General features: G+C 43.0%; 18 protein-coding genes. 5 read left to right on the top strand and 13 right to left on the bottom strand.

Features of this window, described 5'->3' with window-relative positions; genetic code table 11:
- Window positions 1-96 precede the first annotated feature (96 nt).
- The 4 genes from VTAP4600_RS03135 to potA form a co-directional block, all read right to left on the bottom strand.
- Window positions 97-1134: an extracellular solute-binding protein gene (locus tag VTAP4600_RS03135; RefSeq protein ID WP_102521454.1), complete on the bottom strand. Its 1038-nt coding sequence runs from the start codon at window positions 1132-1134 to the stop codon at window positions 97-99.
- Window positions 1135-1250: 116 nt separating this feature from the next.
- Window positions 1251-2021, bottom strand: coding sequence for a spermidine/putrescine ABC transporter permease PotC (potC, locus tag VTAP4600_RS03130; RefSeq protein ID WP_102521453.1), 771 nt, complete (start codon window positions 2019-2021; stop codon window positions 1251-1253).
- On the bottom strand, window positions 2021-2875 hold the full coding sequence (gene potB, locus VTAP4600_RS03125) for a spermidine/putrescine ABC transporter permease PotB (RefSeq protein WP_102521452.1): 855 nt from the start codon (window positions 2873-2875) through the stop codon (window positions 2021-2023). The genes potC and potB overlap by 1 nt, the downstream gene beginning before the upstream one ends.
- Window positions 2862-3980, bottom strand: a complete 1119-nt coding sequence (gene potA / locus VTAP4600_RS03120) for a spermidine/putrescine ABC transporter ATP-binding protein PotA (protein ID WP_102521451.1) — start codon at window positions 3978-3980, stop codon at window positions 2862-2864. The genes potB and potA overlap by 14 nt, the downstream gene beginning before the upstream one ends.
- A 297-nt stretch (window positions 3981-4277) precedes the next feature.
- On the opposite strand from potA, the gene VTAP4600_RS03115 reads away from it, so the two are divergent.
- The 5 genes from VTAP4600_RS03115 (at window position 4278) to VTAP4600_RS03095 (ending at window position 8868) form a co-directional block, all read left to right on the top strand.
- Entirely contained in the window at window positions 4278-5090 is an 813-nt protein-coding gene (locus tag VTAP4600_RS03115; RefSeq protein WP_102521450.1) for a DUF2189 domain-containing protein, read from the top strand.
- Window positions 5083-5922, top strand: coding sequence for a glucosaminidase domain-containing protein (locus VTAP4600_RS03110; protein WP_102521449.1), 840 nt, complete (start codon window positions 5083-5085; stop codon window positions 5920-5922). The genes VTAP4600_RS03115 and VTAP4600_RS03110 overlap by 8 nt, the downstream gene beginning before the upstream one ends.
- A gap of 15 nt (window positions 5923-5937) precedes the next feature.
- Window positions 5938-6576 carry a DUF2987 domain-containing protein gene (locus VTAP4600_RS03105; protein ID WP_231897855.1) on the top strand — a complete coding sequence of 213 codons (639 nt, stop codon included), beginning with the start codon at window positions 5938-5940 and terminating at the stop codon, window positions 6574-6576.
- Window positions 6577-6798: 222 nt separating this feature from the next.
- Window positions 6799-7692, top strand: a complete 894-nt coding sequence (gene ttcA / locus VTAP4600_RS03100) for a tRNA 2-thiocytidine(32) synthetase TtcA (protein ID WP_102521447.1) — start codon at window positions 6799-6801, stop codon at window positions 7690-7692.
- Between the two features lie 123 nt (window positions 7693-7815).
- The gene (locus VTAP4600_RS03095; RefSeq protein ID WP_231897854.1) at window positions 7816-8868 is read left to right on the top strand and encodes an IS4 family transposase; all 1053 of its coding nucleotides are present in this window, start codon (window positions 7816-7818) and stop codon (window positions 8866-8868) included.
- A gap of 315 nt (window positions 8869-9183) precedes the next feature.
- Here the strand turns inward: VTAP4600_RS03095 and uspE are convergent, their stop codons facing one another.
- The 9 genes from uspE to ccoO all read right to left on the bottom strand — a co-directional run bounded on the left by uspE (window position 9184) and on the right by ccoO (window position 16680).
- Complete coding sequence (uspE, locus tag VTAP4600_RS03090) at window positions 9184-10125, bottom strand: universal stress protein UspE (RefSeq protein WP_102521446.1); 942 nt, start codon at window positions 10123-10125, stop codon at window positions 9184-9186.
- Between the two features lie 149 nt (window positions 10126-10274).
- Window positions 10275-11021 carry a fumarate/nitrate reduction transcriptional regulator Fnr gene (locus tag VTAP4600_RS03085; protein ID WP_102521445.1) on the bottom strand — a complete coding sequence of 249 codons (747 nt, stop codon included), beginning with the start codon at window positions 11019-11021 and terminating at the stop codon, window positions 10275-10277.
- A gap of 99 nt (window positions 11022-11120) precedes the next feature.
- On the bottom strand, window positions 11121-11792 hold the full coding sequence (locus tag VTAP4600_RS03080) for a sulfite exporter TauE/SafE family protein (RefSeq protein ID WP_102521444.1): 672 nt from the start codon (window positions 11790-11792) through the stop codon (window positions 11121-11123).
- Window positions 11782-11958, bottom strand: a complete 177-nt coding sequence (gene ccoS / locus VTAP4600_RS03075) for a cbb3-type cytochrome oxidase assembly protein CcoS (protein WP_102521443.1) — start codon at window positions 11956-11958, stop codon at window positions 11782-11784. The genes VTAP4600_RS03080 and ccoS overlap by 11 nt, the downstream gene beginning before the upstream one ends.
- A gap of 4 nt (window positions 11959-11962) precedes the next feature.
- Window positions 11963-14332, bottom strand: a complete 2370-nt coding sequence (locus VTAP4600_RS03070) for a heavy metal translocating P-type ATPase (RefSeq protein ID WP_102521442.1) — start codon at window positions 14330-14332, stop codon at window positions 11963-11965.
- 3 nt (window positions 14333-14335) lie between these two features.
- Complete coding sequence (locus tag VTAP4600_RS03065) at window positions 14336-14815, bottom strand: FixH family protein (protein WP_102521441.1); 480 nt, start codon at window positions 14813-14815, stop codon at window positions 14336-14338.
- 84 nt (window positions 14816-14899) lie between these two features.
- Window positions 14900-15868 (bottom strand): cytochrome-c oxidase, cbb3-type subunit III, encoded by a 969-nt coding sequence (ccoP, locus tag VTAP4600_RS03060; protein WP_102521440.1) that lies wholly within the window; start codon window positions 15866-15868, stop codon window positions 14900-14902.
- Window positions 15868-16050, bottom strand: coding sequence for a cbb3-type cytochrome oxidase subunit 3 (locus VTAP4600_RS03055; protein WP_102521439.1), 183 nt, complete (start codon window positions 16048-16050; stop codon window positions 15868-15870). Before VTAP4600_RS03055 ends, ccoP begins: the two co-directional genes overlap by 1 nt.
- 9 nt (window positions 16051-16059) lie before the next feature.
- Entirely contained in the window at window positions 16060-16680 is a 621-nt protein-coding gene (ccoO, locus tag VTAP4600_RS03050; protein WP_102521438.1) for a cytochrome-c oxidase, cbb3-type subunit II, read from the bottom strand.
- Window positions 16681-16689 lie beyond the last annotated feature (9 nt).

The raw sequence follows: 16689 nt of genomic DNA, 5'->3' as shown, positions 1-16689 counted from the left end.
CACTAGGCGGATATTGAGGGGCATACTATACTGCAAATGGGCTCAATGAAAAAGGGTAGCTTGATGCTACCCTTAGATTAACTGAAACTAGATGTTTTATTGTCCCGCTTTGAGCTTCATAAAGTAGCTCTCATAGCGTGTTGTTTTATCACCAATAGCGTCTTGCCATTCAACGCGGTCTAAGTCTTCTTGTGATGGAAAAAGAGCGGAGACGTCTTTGAACTTATCGTTAGATTCTTTGACTGCGGTAAGATAGCCAGCGCTTTGTGAGATCTGCTCCGCGATTTCTGGTCTTAACAAAAAATCAATCATTTTATGTGCGGCTTCGACATTGCTAGCACCAGAAGAAATGGCAAAGTTATCTACCCAGCCAATCCCCCCTTCTTTTGGAAATATAAGCTTTAACGGTAGCTCTTCCGCTTGCGCTGCCGCCGCTGAACCGTTCCAAAGCATACCTACACCAACATCGCCCGCAAGATAAGGGTGGGCTGGGTTGTCTGAGTTAAATACTAGAACATTTGGCATGAGTTTGACGAGTTCAGCATAAGCTTGATCGATTTCTTCATCCTTGGTGCTGTTGCCAGAGTACCCTAACTTTCTTAGCGCGATATGGAATACTTCACGAGTGTCATCCATAAGCATGATTTGGCCTTCAAGTTCTGGCGACCATAAATCGGCCCAGCTGGTAAACTTATCTGGGTCGTACATATCGGTGTTTACCGCTAGCCCTGTGATGGCAACAACATGAGGAATCGAATACTCATTGTTTGGATCGTATGGCTTATCCAGGTAGTTATGATCCAACTTGTTGAAGTTAGAAAGCTTAGTCTTGTCGATTTTTTGTAGCATGCCTTCATCGCGCATTTTCGCGACAAAATACGTTGATGGTACGACTAGATCATAGCCTTTATTATGTGTTTTTAATTTTGCATACAAGGTTTCATTTGACTCGTAGGTCGAGTAAATGACTTTTATGCCAGTTTCATCAGTGAATTGTTGGATTAGATCACTGGAAACATATGGCCCCCAATTCATAAACACTAATTCGTCGTTTTTCTCATTCGCGCTCACAGTTGTTACTGCCAATGAGAGCGCATATGCACTACCAGCTAAGAAAGTAGCCCATTTTTTCATTTACGTTAGCTCCAAAACAAACGTGGATAGAAAAACAGTACGGTCAAAAAGCCGTACTGTTTCATTTATTCATCTAGATAATAGATGGATTGTTAACATTAGCGTCTAAGACGTAATTACTTAATTTTTTCTCTAGCAAGCAGTTGCGATATGACCACTAGAATCAGAGAAACGATCAACATTATGGTTGCTAATGCGTTTACTTCTGGCGATATCCCAACTTTAACCATTGAGTAGATTTTTAACGGTAAAATCTCATAGGTTGGCCCTGTTACAAACGAACTAATTATCACGTCATCAAGTGATAGGGTAAAACTCAGTAACCACCCAGCAGCAACGGCTGGTTTAGCCAAAGGCAACAGAATTTGCTTTAGTATTACCCATTCACTTGCGCCAAGATCTTTCGCCGCTTCCAGCATTTTTACGTCAAAGCCATTGAGTCTTGAATAAACAGTCACGACGACGAATGGCAAACAGAACGTGATATGAGCAAAAAATAGAGTCAAAAACCCGAGCTCAAACCCTACAACTAAGAACAATGCTAACAGTGAAATTGCCATGACGATATCAGGTGACATCATGACGATAAACAGTAAACCATTGACTAAACCTTTCCCCTTAAATCGATAACGAAATAAGGCAACAGCGGTTAAGCTGCCAATAATGGTGGCAGCCGTCGCAGAAAAGACCGCAACCGTAAGCGAATGCCAGGCAGCCTGCATCAAGCTGTCGTTGTTAATCAGCGACTCGTACCATCTAAATGTAAATCCTCCCCATTTCATTCCAAATTTATTGGCATTAAATGAGTTGGCGATCAAAACAATGATAGGGAGGTACAAAAATGCATATACCAAGCCCATGAAACCAAATTTGGCTGACTTTCCCATTATTCTAATTCCACTTTCTTATTCAGTAATTTACCAGCTCGGTAATATGCGTAGAGCATGACCGCCATAGCGAACGTTAAGGCAATACTTGTTGCCGCTCCAAAAGGCCAGTCTCTCGCGTTAAGCACTTGGCTTTTTATTACGTTACCAATGAGCAAGTTTTTCGCTCCACCTAGTAAGTCGGAGATATAGAACATGCCAAGGGCAGGTAACAACACTAATAAACAGCCGCCAATAATGCCGGGCATAGTCAGCGGCAATACCACTTTCATAAATGTCTGAAACTTGTTTGCACCCAAGTCTCTTGCCGCTTCTATATACGTTCCATCAAGTTTCTCGATAGCCGAATACAGTGGCAATATCATGAATGGCAGTAAGATATAGACTAGACCAATCATGACAGCTGTTTCGGTGTACATAATGCGCATTGGCTTATCTATGATGTCCAATGCTATTAGGCTCTTATTTAATATGCCTTGTGTACCTAACACGATTTTTAGCCCATACGTGCGTATCAGTGAGTTAGTCCAAAATGGGACTATGACCAAAAACAGCATAAATGGGCGCCACTTTTGTGGCATTTTCGCAACAATGTAAGCAAATGGGTAACCAATCGCTAAACACAATAATGTAGCGACAATAGCCATATAAAACGAATGCCACAGCACTTTAAAATACAGTGGGTCGGCAAGTCTTATATAGTTATTAAGCGTGAAGGTCATCTCGATGAGATTGGCTTCATCTCTTGTTAAAAAGCTGGTGCCAATGATCATCAGATTTGGCAGCAACACGAAAACCACTAGCCAGCCAACGATTAGGCCGACTATTGCATTCTGTAAACTAAGCTTCTTCATCCGCCAGTACCACTTCCCAGCTTTCAACCCATGTAACAGCGACTTTTTGCCCTAACGAGTGATCCACGTCCGGATCATCTTCGTTAAAGAACTCGCTAACCATCACGCGTAGACCAGATTCAAGTTCAACTACAGAATCCAATGTCATCCCTTTATAGGTACGCTCAACCACGTGACCTACGATGCCTTTTTGTTCAGACTCTTTGATTTCTTCTAATCTAAGATCTTCAGGTCTTAGTAATACTTGAAGCAACTGACCTTGTTCTATTGGTTGATCGTAGTAAACAACAGAGTTGATGCCTTCAATTTCAGCTTTAATTCGCTTTTCATCTAAACGCTCAATAGCTCTGGTTTGGAAAACGTTTATCTCGCCAATGAATTTTGCTACGAACAGATTTTTTGGTTCTTCATATATCTCACGGGGTGTGCCGTCTTGTTCAATATTACCGTCTTTCATTACGATAATTCGGTCTGACATCGACAACGCTTCTTCTTGATCGTGAGTAACAAAAATAAAAGTAATGCCCAGTTGACGTTGCAGTTGTTTTAGCTCGATCTGCATTTGTTTACGCAACTTGTAATCGAGTGCCGACAATGATTCATCGAGTAACAACACTTTTGGTTTGTTAACGACAGCGCGAGCAATGGCTACGCGTTGTTGCTGCCCCCCAGATAGCTGGTGTGGCTTACGATCAGCCATGTGGTCCAGGCGTACCATTTTAAGTGCTTCTTTCACACGAGGTTCAATCTCCAAAGAGGGGACTTGTTGCATTTTTAAACCGAATGCAACGTTATCGAACACCGTCATGTGTGGGAATAATGCGTAACTTTGAAATACCGTGTTTACATGCCTCTGTTCAGCGGGAACTGAAGTAACATCCTTGCTTGCAAGATGCATACTTCCGCTGTCAGCGGTTTCAAATCCAGCGATCATTCTAAGGACGGTTGTTTTACCGCACCCTGATGGACCTAAAATAGTGAGGAACTCACCATGATTTACATTTAGGTTCAAATTGCCAATGATCTGCTTTCCGTCAAAACTCTTACTAATGTTAGTAAGTTCAACTACATGTGTTGGTTTTTTCAATGTCTGTCTTTCTCCTATACAAGCCTAAAAACCAAGGCTATAAGTACGCGACTAATCGGGCACGCATCATAAATCCCATCTTCTGATCCGCAAAGAAATTTCTTACTCTGAAACAACTTTTTTTTGCGTGTTTTATTCAATAAGTTCTACCATACTCGATAGAAGATGATTGTTTGGCATGAACTGTCTAATTATTCGCCATTATTGCAATAAAAAAAAGCGCTTATTGCATACTTCTTGTTACGAGATTGCGACCTTCACGTATAATAGCGACCATACTTAATCTGGCAGCCCTAAACCTGCCACGGAAATATTATGAATAACGAAGATATAGAAAAAGATTTTAACCTTGGTGGCAGTGTAGAAAAGGCTCTTTCAGGTGACTATGAGCTTAGCCCTACCGCTGTGTTTCAAGAGGCTTGGAAATACACGATTAAGCACTTTTTAACTTTTTCTCCTGCGATAGTTTTTCTCATTTTTATGCAAGCGGTAATTTTCTACATCGCATTAAAATTACAATTGGGTGATCCGTCCGTGCTGTTAGAGGCGGTAAAAGATCCGCTGTTGTTTGATGAACGCATCCTTCAGTCCATTTTTATGGCTAACTTTAGCTACGAAGTAATCAGTGCACCACTTTATGCGGGTATTAGCTTAATGGCGATGAGCCACGCTGCCGGGTTAACGACAAAGCCTCGCCACATGGCAAAAGGTTTACAGTTCACTATCCCTGTTATTATCGCGACACTGTTTAGTTTGATGATGCAAGCCATCGCAAGTGTGTTGCTGCCGTTTGTTTCTTTCTACTTAACAATGGCATTTAGCCAGTCGATACTGCTAATTTGTGAGAAGCGCGTTGCTCCTATGCAATCAATGTTGTTATCACTTAGAGCTATCAACAAGAAGATTTTCCCAATTGCTGGGATCTACATGATGGTGACGCTGATGTTTGTTGTCGCGACATTATTCTATGGGATCGGTTTGATTTTTGTTGTGCCATTCTTCTTCCATGTGAAAGGTATTCTCTATCGAAATATGTTCGGTATTCGCTTGAAAGTCGTGGCATCAGATACGCCGATTGCGACAGACTCAGATTCAGATCGTAATCACCCAGGTTCGTTTGATGCGTAAAAAAACCATAAATGTCGTCGTTATTGGGGTGCTTGTTAGCTTAGGCGTGCTTGGGTTTTTACTTATTCAACAAAACCAACAACAGCCGGTGTCGGTTCTTCCTATTGAAAACACTAAAGACACGCCGCCTGTTGTGGTGGAAAACGTATCAGGTAAACCTGACTTTAAAGCAATTGCTGATGTTAATGAGAAGAAAAAGGCATTTTTCGGTTATCTCAAACCCAAAATAGACATTGAAAATGGGCGTGTGTTAAATGAAAGAAATGCATTACTTGCCGCTAAAAGTGCACTAAGTGACGGTTCGATTACTGATGAACATCGTAAATACGTTACTCGGATTGGGAAGATGTACCAACTTTCACTGCCGGATAATGCCTTAACGGATGAATGGATTGAGCAAGCCTTGGAAAGGGTCAATGTGTTGCCTCCGAGTATGGTGATGATTCAAGCTGCGAATGAATCCGCTTGGGGCACGTCAAGATTTGCAACACAGGCTAATAACTATTTTGGCCAATGGTGTTACCGCAAAGGTTGCGGCTTGGTTCCACTGCAACGAAATGAAGGCGCGAGCCATGAGGTTGCAAAGTTTTCAACGGTACAACAGTCAGTTAATGCCTACTTTATGAACATAAACCGTAACCGTGCTTATCAAAATCTAAGGAACAAACGGCTTGTGTTAGAAAAAGAGGGAGCTTCTCTACAAAGTGACGATACGGCGCTCGCACTAATCAATGAGTTAGGTCAATATTCAGAGCGTGGTGCGGACTACATCGACGAATTAAAGGCAATGGTTCGCCATAATAGTAAGTTTTGGTCAAAAAATGGAAGTTAATAAATGAAAGTGCCAATGACGAGTTTAATTCTGCTGTGCCTCGCAGCAGCGTTTCCATTACATGCGCAAGAATACATGTTTACCTATTCAAAACTGTATTCTCAAATGAAAAATAATGCCAAAGAAGGCCATGATGACGTTCGGTTAGGAATGTTCTTTTTAAATGCTGAAACCAAGCAATTATGTCCTTTAACCAAAGCATGGATGGAAAAAGAAGAGCACTACGAGGAACTTGATACGTCGGGTTTTGAGTTTAAAGTTCCAGTAGATAGCAACCTTAAGAGTGCAAACCCATTAGTTTACGTCCAAATGGGAAGTGAGGCTCAATGCGACTTTTCTTTGGTTGTAATGGCTAATGAACCCTTTAGTGGAGAAGTGAGTTATCAAGAGATTGAGAGACTACTGCCTCAGATGCAAATTATGCTCGAAGATTTGGGTGGTATGTTTGCAAGCTGGTTCACCCCTGATGTTGAAGGCGTAACGTTGGAGTTCGCCAACGGCTACAATGGCAGCATTAACGCATCTAATGGCGCGTCTTTTGACATCGTTGATGGACGGGCGTATATCGAATTAGCAAAACTTGCTCCGGACGCGAGTATAAAGCTACCAAGCCCGACGACTCGAGTTCTACCTTGGCTACCAAATGCCAAGTAGGTTTTGAATCGGTTTAGTCTAATTTTACTAAGAGGCCACCCCGCGAGGTGGTCTTTTTTGATCTAAATTATCGCTGACAGTGTCTCTAAAGTAACGGTTTCTAAAGCAACTGTCTCGATTGATATGTTTAAACCTTTCTAAAAAATACGTATAATCCACGCCCTAGAAAGTATCCCACTAAAAAATCAGCAGTCGAACCAATTGGCTACACGAGAAGTTGTAATGAATCAAATAGATAGCAATAAAGAAACCCTGGAATTCAACAAACTCCAAAAACGCTTGCGGAAAAATGTTGGTAACGCAATCGTCGACTACAACATGATCGAATATAATGACGTAGTGATGGCTTGTATCAGCGGTGGTAAAGACTCTTTTGCTATGCTAGATATTTTATTAAAACTCAAGGAAGTCGCGCCGATAAAGTTTGATGTGATTGCGGTAAATTTAGATCAAAAACAGCCAGGCTTTCCTGCACATATTCTGCCTGAGTATTTTGAAACACTGAATATTCCTTATTATATTGTTGATAAAGACACGTACTCTGTCGTTAAAGAAAAGATTCCAGAAGGCAAGACGACGTGTGGCTTATGCTCTAGGCTTCGCCGTGGTACGTTATATTCGTTTGCAGAAAAAATTGGAGCAACTAAAATTGCACTGGGTCACCACTTGGACGATATCGTGGAAACCATGTTCTTAAATATGTTCCATGGGGCGAGATTAAAAGCTATGCCGCCAAAGTTACGTTCAGACGATGGTAGGAATGTTGTCATTAGGCCATTGACCTACTGCCGTGAAACTGACTTAATTCAATATGCTGAACATCAGAATTTTCCAATTATTCCGTGTAACCTTTGTGGCTCTCAAGAAAATTTACAACGACAGAGCATTAAAGCAATGTTGATTGATTGGGATACGAAAACACCAGGCCGAGTTGAACAGGTATTCAAATCAATCCAAAATGTTAGCCCAAGCCAACTCGCTGACCGAGAGCTATTTGATTTCATCAACCTCCCTCTAGACCGAGAAGGGGATCGCCAAGAGTACGCGTTCAGCGAAGCCGAAGTTTCTTCATCAAATATTGATGAGTCTTTGTTTATTGATGTGACAAACGTTTAGAACGATGACCATAAAAGACTAAATAAAAAGGCGACCAAGTGGTTAATGCCGATCGTTTAGCTACTTGAACGATCCTCCAGAGGCCTCATAATCGGTCGTAACGTAAGTTACGGCCGATTTTTTATGTCTGAGTTTTCAAAAGAGTTACAGGTTACCGCAGAGTTTTGCCACGAACGTCCAATCGATGTGTTTAATAAACACATTCCTTGGGAATGGGTTGAAGAAGCTGTTCAACAAACTGGACGAGTATCGCTCAGAAAGCGACGCCTCCCCGCAGAGCAAGCTGTTTGGTTAGTATTAGGGATTGGGCTCCAACGTAATCGCTCCATTCAAGATGTCTGCGACAAGTTGGAGTTAGCATTCCCTGATGTAGATGGTGAACTCACACCTATGGCAACAAGCAGTATTATCAAGGGGAAAGAACGCCTCGGCGATAAACCTATGCGTTACTTATTTAAAACTACAGCCCAACAGTGGGAGCAACAATCAGACTTTGACGAAGTTTGTGGCTTAAAGCTTCTTAGTGTCGATGGAACGTATTTCAAAACTCACAATACCGAAGAAAATCAGCATTTTGGGTTTGCTCAAAAAGGTGCATCATTTCCAAGCGTGTTGGCAGTAACATTAATGTCTACACGTAGCCACCTTGTGTCCGATGCTGCTTTTGGACCAGTAACAAACAGTGAAATATCATATGCCCAACAACTTGTGGGGTCAGCACCAGATGACTCATTAACACTTTTTGATAGAGGGTTCACTTCTGCGGAGTTATTTACCAGCTGGCAGGGTGCTAGCAGTAACAGCCACTGGTTAACACCAATCAAAACCAAAATGCGCTATGACATAATCGAGAGTTATACTGATTATGATCATCTCATTGAGATGCCTGTTTCACCACAAGCTCAAAAGCAGACTCCCTATCTTGGCAAGAGATGGCAAGCACGCCTTATTCTAATTCCAACCCCTAAAGGTGAAATCAAAGGCTTCATTACTTCGTGCTTATGCCCTGAGCGCTATCTGTTTGATGACTTAGTTAAAGTGTATTGGGAGCGTTGGGAAATCGAACGCAGTTACGGCGAACTAAAGCAGTATCAGTTACAAAACAAACCAACATTACCAAGTAAGAAAAAAAGTCCGGATATATCAGGAACTATTGGGAAATTTAACCAGCTATAACTTCTTGAGGCTGGAAATGGCTGAGATGGCTAAAACACATGGAAATGAACCTCTACGGATCAGCTTCATTAATGCCTTATTTTTGATTATGGATGAGATGATTTGGGCGAGCGACACTCGAAGTCCAGGAGCGATACCAAAAAACTTAAAAGCTCTCAGGGACAATGGGAAGCGGCTTATTCTCCCCAAGAAACGGAAAAGGAAACCATACCCCAGAGCGGTTTTAAAAAAGCCAGCCCGATACCCCAATAAACATGCCACTCGCTCTTAAGCGAGTGGCATTAACCAAGTGGTCGCCTGTTTTACGCGTTAAGTTTAGTGGTTTGGGTCTAACGGGCTAATATAGCCGCTTGGTTTAAATGCCAAGACATCACAAGTGATCTTATCGATAACGTGCTCGGCAGTGTTGCCGATAAATACCGCGGATAAGCCCGTTCTACCCGTCGTGCCTAAGATAACAAGACCAGCATTTAAGTCTTTAACGACAGAAGGAATCACTTCTTCTGGTAACCCTTGCTCAACTCGAGTGTTGTCTTCGTCAAGCCCATGCTTTTGTCGGAGCGCTTTCATTGAAGTTAAGTGATGCCCGCGAACCGCATCGGTATAACTTGCGGGATCAAACTCTGGCAGTTCAATGGTAATGTTAGCAGGAGTAACGGGGTATGCATTAACTAGAATAGGCCGAGCGTTGAGCCGTTGCGTAATGTCCTTTAACTGCGAGACCATAGTATCGTTGAGGCCAAGATGGGTTGGATTTTCAGACCCAGCGTGTACCGACGCTATGACGTACCCATTAATAGGCCAATCGTGATCTTTTACTAATAAGACCGGGCTAGGGCATTTACGCAATAAATGCCAATCTGTTGGTGTGAAAATGACGGATTCTAATAGGTCATGTTTACGTGTGGATTTAACCACAATCTCATGTTCACCGCTAAATACTTCACCAATGATCGCTTCGTATGGACGGTTGTGCCAAACCACTTTCACTTCAATGTTGATCGCATCATTTAAATAAGGCTGCGCGACCTCATTCATCCACGATTCTCGTTGTTGGATGACACCACGCCGCATAGCATTACGTTCATCGGCGGATAGCATAGATGTCATTTCATAGGAAAAGTCGTAAATAGATAAGAAAAAAGTAATGTGGCTTTCTGAACGGCTACTCTCGCTGAGCTGAATTGCTCGTGCAAGGGCAGGTTGCTGATCGCTATTTACATCAGCGATGACGAGGATCTTATTGTAAATACTCATAACCAGCTCCTTATAAACCAATTGGTTAAAGACAATATTCAATTAAACTGTAGCTTAATCAAGACAAAGTTTTTAGCAAATTCGAAGGAATTGATAGAGAAATATGAAGTGGCTCAGTTTTGAGCCGCTTCATGGATAGAAAAGGGGAATTAACCTTTACTTACGCCAGCTAAATCTTGCAGTGCACTGTGATCGACAATGGTAATGTACTTACCTTTTACACTAAGGATGTCGGATTTTTGGAAACGTCCTAACAAACGGCTAATTGTCTCTACCGTTAACCCCAGATAGTTGCCTATGTCTCCACGTGTCATCGTAAGTCTGAACTCGCGCGGGCTAAAGCCTCGTTGAGAGAAACGAGTAGACAAGTTATACAGGAATGCCGCTAACCTTTCTTCTGCGTTTTTCTTAGACAACAGCAAAATCATTTCTTGATCGCCTTTGATTTCATTACTCATCAAACGCATGATTTGCTGCCTTAGCTTTGGCATCTTTCCTGACAAATCATCAAGAATTTCATAAGGAATTTCACAGACCATCGACGTTTCAAGAGCTTGAGCAAAACTCGGATGCTCACTGTCATTAATCGCGTCAAATCCGACAAGATCCCCGGCTAGATGAAAGGCTGTAATCTGCTCATCGCCCTGTTCTGTGATCGTATAGCTTTTTATTGTCCCAGAACGTATCGCGTAAAGTGACTTAAGTTCATCACCGGCTTTAAACAGTTCTTGGCCTTTTTGGATCGGCTTTTTACGTTCAATGATTTCATCAAGCTGATCTAGCTCAGACTCATTCAAAGTAAAAGGGATACAAAGCTGACTAATACTACAATCTTGGCAATGAATAGCACATCCGCCAGACTGGATTCGTTTTGTCGCAGGTTTATCAGATATCATAACTTCCAAGCACTAATTTGATATACATCAATATTTTAACACTTCTAAATCCTAAAGGATAGATAAAAATATTATAATAAAACAACAAGATATAACTAATTATGACAATAATATCAGTGCGTCGTATCCTGAGTAGAGGCCGTAGCACAACAGTAATAACGCACCGATTTGACGAAATGTCGGGGATCGTTGTAAACGTTGCATTTTAGTGGCACCAAATCCGATTAAGATCATCGACGGTAGAGTACCTAGACCAAATGCTAGCATTACCAATGCGCCATTTATCGCGTCGCCAGAGACAGCAGACCAAGTGAGCATTGAGTAAACTAACCCGCACGGAAGCCATCCCCAAACCATTCCAAATGGAATGGCGTGCCAAGGTGATTTAAGTGGGAGGAGCTTTTTACCCAAAGGGGATAGGTATTTCCAAAAGTGTTGCCCAATTTTTTCAACAAACAGCAGCCCAAACCACCATTTACCAAGATAAAGAGAAAGTAAAATCATGAAACTGGCTGCCACGAGCCTTAGGAATACAAATGCCTGGTTATAGTCTGCGACTTCAGCAATTGAAGAAACGGTACCACCTACCAGAGCACCAGCGACACAATAGGTAAGTAGTCGCCCTAAATTATAACAAAGCGTCGTTAAGGTGGTTCTTGAACTTGACGGCTCCCCCAAAGACATTGCGGAAGCAATACCGCCACACATACCCATACAATGACCTGCGCCCAAAAATCCGACCATTAATGCGGCAAGCAAATCATTCATCATCGGTGTCTTTTGGCTGTTTTCGAGGTTGGTCTTCATCGAACAAAATATTGTGACCTTGACGCTCTAAGTCTTCAAATTGTTCACTTCGTACAGCCCATAAGAATACGGCAACAGCGAGGCACACTAAAACGATCGCGATAGGGATCAGAATAAATAAACTTTCCATCTTGTTAGCCTTTATCTTTTAGTAATCTGAGTGAATTCGAGACAACAATAATAGAGCTCGCAGACATTCCCACAACCGCGATATACGGAGCAACGAGACCTGATACGGCCAAAGGCAATATTAATAAGTTGTACCCCAAAGACCAAGCTAAGTTTTCTCTGATGATTTTTCGTGTTTTTAGTGCAAGTTCACGAGCAATGATCAGTTTGTCTAGTTTATCGCCTAACAAGACCATGTCTGCTGATGCTTTAGCGACGTCTGTTCCACCGCCCATCGCGACCGATAGGTGAGCGCCAGCAAGAATAGGGGCATCGTTAATGCCGTCACCAACCATCAGGGTGATTTCATCAGGCTTAAGCGTAGAGAGAAAATTGAGCTTATCTTCAGGCGTCGCACTTGCGACAACCGATGAGATCCCGATAGTATCGGCAACCGGTCTAGCATGTTCAATTGAGTCGCCAGTGAGCAATGTCGCTCTAACACCCACTTTTGACAATTGAGTGATAAGAGTTTCACTCTCTTTTCTAATTGGATCTCGGTAGAAAAACGTAGCTTGGTGAACTCCGTCAATAGACAAATATACAGATGGAAGGGATGATCCTTTCACGTCCCCTAACACGAACGACTCACTGCCTAACTGACATTTTTGACCATTCCATTGCCCCTGAACACCAAAGCCGATTAAGTTTTCAACGCTTGTTACTTCAACCTTGCTGTTTAAATGCTCGGAAAAGGCTTTAGCGATAGGGTGGTTAGCATGCTGCTCCATAGACGCGGCAACTGCTAAACATGTATCGGCATCAAACTGTGCATGAGTTTGAACGTCTGTAATTGCTATGTTGCCTTCGGTTAACGTTCCGGTTTTATCGATAACAAGGTGGTTAACTTTGCATAAGGTTTCAAAGACATGCCCTTTACGCAGTAATATGCCGAGGTTACCTAGCCTAGACGTGGCGCAGGTAATTGCCGTTGGTGTCGCCAAAGATAAAGCACAAGGGCAGGTGGCAACCAAAACCGCGAGCATTATCCAAAACGCGTCTTCTGGTTTAGATTGATGCCAATAGAACCAGGTTCCAGCGGCGATAATCAGGATTACGGCAACGAAGTAGCGAGCAACAACATCTGCGACTTCGGCAATTTTTGGCTTAGACATCTGAGCTTCATCTTGCAAGCGCACAATATGAGCAATCATTGAGTCTGCTTTTTTTGTTGTAACCTCTAACTCAAACGACTCGTCCCCATTGAGCGTGCCGGCAAAGACGCTGTCTCCTTGCTGTTTAACAACAGGAACGGATTCACCAGTAAGCATCGCTTCATTAATGTGTATTCGGCCTTTTAACACGACGCCGTCAGCCGGAATGTGTTCACCTGGTAATACTCGGATTTGATCACCGACGATAAGCGATTTTACTGGCGTCTGACTGCCATCTAGTTTCGTTGCGATAGCAGGAACCAGCTTAAGTAGATTGGCACTTGCCGCTGCAGCTTGTCTTCTTGCTCGCATTTCGAGAAAACGACCCAAAAGCAAAAAGAAAGTGAACATTGAGATGGACTCAAAGAATACTTCGCCATTTTCTGTGACAGTTGCCACTAGGCTGGCAACATAAGCAAAAATTAAAGCGATCGAAACCGGAACATCCATCCCTAGTGTTCGGCCCTTAAGGCTCCGCCATGCGTTTAAGTAAAAAGGAAGCGCTGAATAGAGTAATACGGGAGTGGCAAAAATAAGGCTGACAACGCGAAAATACTGTTTAAATTGAGGGTCAAGGTCTCCAAACACTTCTAAATACAAAGCTACCGCAAGCATCATCACTTGCATCGTCGCTATGCCCGCAATACCGAGTCGGTAGAGATATTGCTTCATTTGGCGATGGTAGGCCGCTTCTTGATTATCAGCTTCGAATGGCGCAGCTTTATAACCGAGTTGGTGTATGGCCGCTAGAAGTTCACTTAGTTTGGCTTCCGATTTAGACCAACTTAATAATGCGCGGTTTGTGGTGGTGTTAACGCGAATAGACACGACACCTTTATGGTGCATGAGTTGTTTTTCTATTAACCATGCGCAAGCGGCACAGGAAACCCCTTCGACCGATAATGTGACCTCTGAACAGTCTTCAGTTTGGCGAACAAATTCGTCTTGAACTTCTTCATTATCGTAGTGGATTAGATTTCTAAGCTGTTCTGGAACGAGATCCGCTTTTTCGGCAGGCGCAGTTCGGTATTGATAATAAGAAACTAGCCCGCTTTCAACGATCGTACTGGCTACCGATTCGCAACCGGGGCAACACATGTCCCGGTCTTCTCCCAAAATTTCGACGATAAAATCGGTGTTTGCTGGGACTTCTTCACCACAGTGGTAACACGCTTTATCCATGATCTATTTCATTAATGCTGTTGGAGATTCAGAAGGGAATTCGACCTTTCCTTGTATAAGCCATTGCTGGTTATGGGGCTCAAGCTCAATAAACCAAGGACCAGAGATCTTATTGGGTAACGAGAATTGGTAGTTTCCTTGGCCATCAGCAGAGAGTGTTTTCTGAAAATCGCGGTCTGGCAACGTACGGTGAGTAAAGTAAACGATCAGAGCGGGGAAGTGTGTTAGCTCGCCTTTATCGAATTGAACAATAACGGAATTTTGTTTCGAAAGTACCATAGCGCCAAGTTCTAGTTCTTTGGCGGCATTGATTTTTGATAGATCAATGTTGATACCTTTACCTTTTTTATAATAATCCTCTGCTACAAGTGAAACCGCATTTTTTGAAAATAAGCCAAGCGTAACAAAGCTGCCAATAACGACAGACGCTGGAAGTGCGATTAAGAACCACGGCCAAAACTGTTTATACCAAGGAGTTATCATAAAAAAAATCTCAACTACAAAACATAGATTTAACTTAAAGAAAAGACAGCCCCTTGAACAGGGGCTGTAGTGAAATGTTACGATTTACTTGTTACTTAGGCTCCAAACATAGGCAGATACGAGCTGAACTTTGTCTTCACCCAAAATATCTTTCCATGCTGGCATCACGCCTTGACGTCCGTAAGCAACTGTTTGTGTAATGGCTTCACGAGTGTCGCCAAACAGCCAGTCTTGGTCTGTTAGGTCAGGAGCGCCAAATGCAGGGTTTCCTTTACCATCCGTACCGTGACACGCCGCACACGCTGCAAAACGAGCTTTACCAGCTTCCGCTTCACGAGCATTTACTTTACGGCCTGCGAGGCTAAGAGTGTAGGTAACAACCTCTTTTACGCCTTGCTCACCAAACGCATCGCCCCAAGCTGGCATCGCGCCAATACGTCCATGAAGGACAGTATTTACGATAGCTTGTGGTTCACCGCCATATAGCCAAGCGTCATCAGTCAAGTTAGGAAAACCTATTTGACCACGAGCATCTGAGCCGTGACACTGCGAACAGTTTTGCAAAAATAGACGTTGACCTACTTTAAGTGCTTCTTCATCACCCGCTATCTCAGGGATAGGGCGCAATTCACCTGTACTTGTAAAAGCCAGTTTTTTATATGCTTCACCAAAGTTGGCTTGGGCATCATCTAGCTCCATTGCGTACTGATCAATGCGTTTTTCACTGTGTGAACGTGCAACTGACGCGCGAGACTCTTCTAGGCTACGTACTTCTTGGTCAGAACTTGTCCAACCCAATACGCCTGCAAAGTTGCCAAGCCCTGGATACAGAACTAAGTAAACAGCTGAGAAGATGAACGTACTGATGAACAAATACGTCCACCATTTAGGAAGTGGGTTGTTTAGCTCACGAATACCATCGTATTCATGACCCATGTCTTCCCCTTCCTCTACGCCCATTTTGTCTTTTACACACCAATAAAGCAGCGCGGCGCAGCCAACGAGAGTGCCGATGGTAATTACGCTTATCCAGATACTCCAGAATGTACTCATTACTTGGTCACTCCTTTATCTGCTTCTTGAGCTTCTTTGTTTTGCGGTTCGTCTGCAAAAACTAAGTTAGCGGCTTCATCAAAGCGAGATTTACGGCTTTTACCATATGCCCACCATACGACTCCTAAGAAGCTAATGAAAAGCAATAGAGTCCATATACTATGAATAGTACCGATATCCATATCTGCTCCTTATTTCATCGCGTGGCCAAGAGACTGAAGGTAAGCGATGATGGCATCCATCTCGGTTTTACCTGCAACATCTTGTTTCGCGTTGGCAATTTGTTCATCCGTGTAAGGGACACCAAACTGGTTGCGGAATACTTCCAGCTTACGTTGTGTCAACTCACCGTCTAAGACGTTTTCTTCAAACCAAGGGAAACCTGGCATATTCGATTCAGGTACCAATTGGCGAGGGTTGATCAGGTGAACACGGTGCCACTCATCAGAGTAACGACCACCAACACGGGCTAGATCAGGGCCTGTACGCTTAGAACCCCATAAGAACGGATGCTCCCAGACACTTTCACCCGCAACCGAGTAGTGACCGTAGCGTTCTGTTTCTGAACGGAAAGGGCGGATCATTTGGCTGTGACATACGTTACAACCTTCACGAATGTAAATATCGCGACCTTCCATTTCAAGCGCTGTGTAAGCTCGTAGGTTTTCTACAGGTTCAGTGGTTTGCTTTTGAAAAATCAGCGGGGTGATCTCTACCAAAGCACCAAAACTAATAGCCACAACAATCAGTATCGCAAGCAACCCAACGTTCTTTTCGACTATCTCATGGCGATTTTTTGAATTAGAACTCATCTCGTCATC

It is taken from the genome of Vibrio tapetis subsp. tapetis (assembly GCF_900233005.1).
Taxonomy (GTDB): domain Bacteria; phylum Pseudomonadota; class Gammaproteobacteria; order Enterobacterales; family Vibrionaceae; genus Vibrio; species Vibrio tapetis.
Note: the sequence above shows the minus strand (reverse complement) of the source record. Positions and strands in the feature narration are given on the sequence as shown.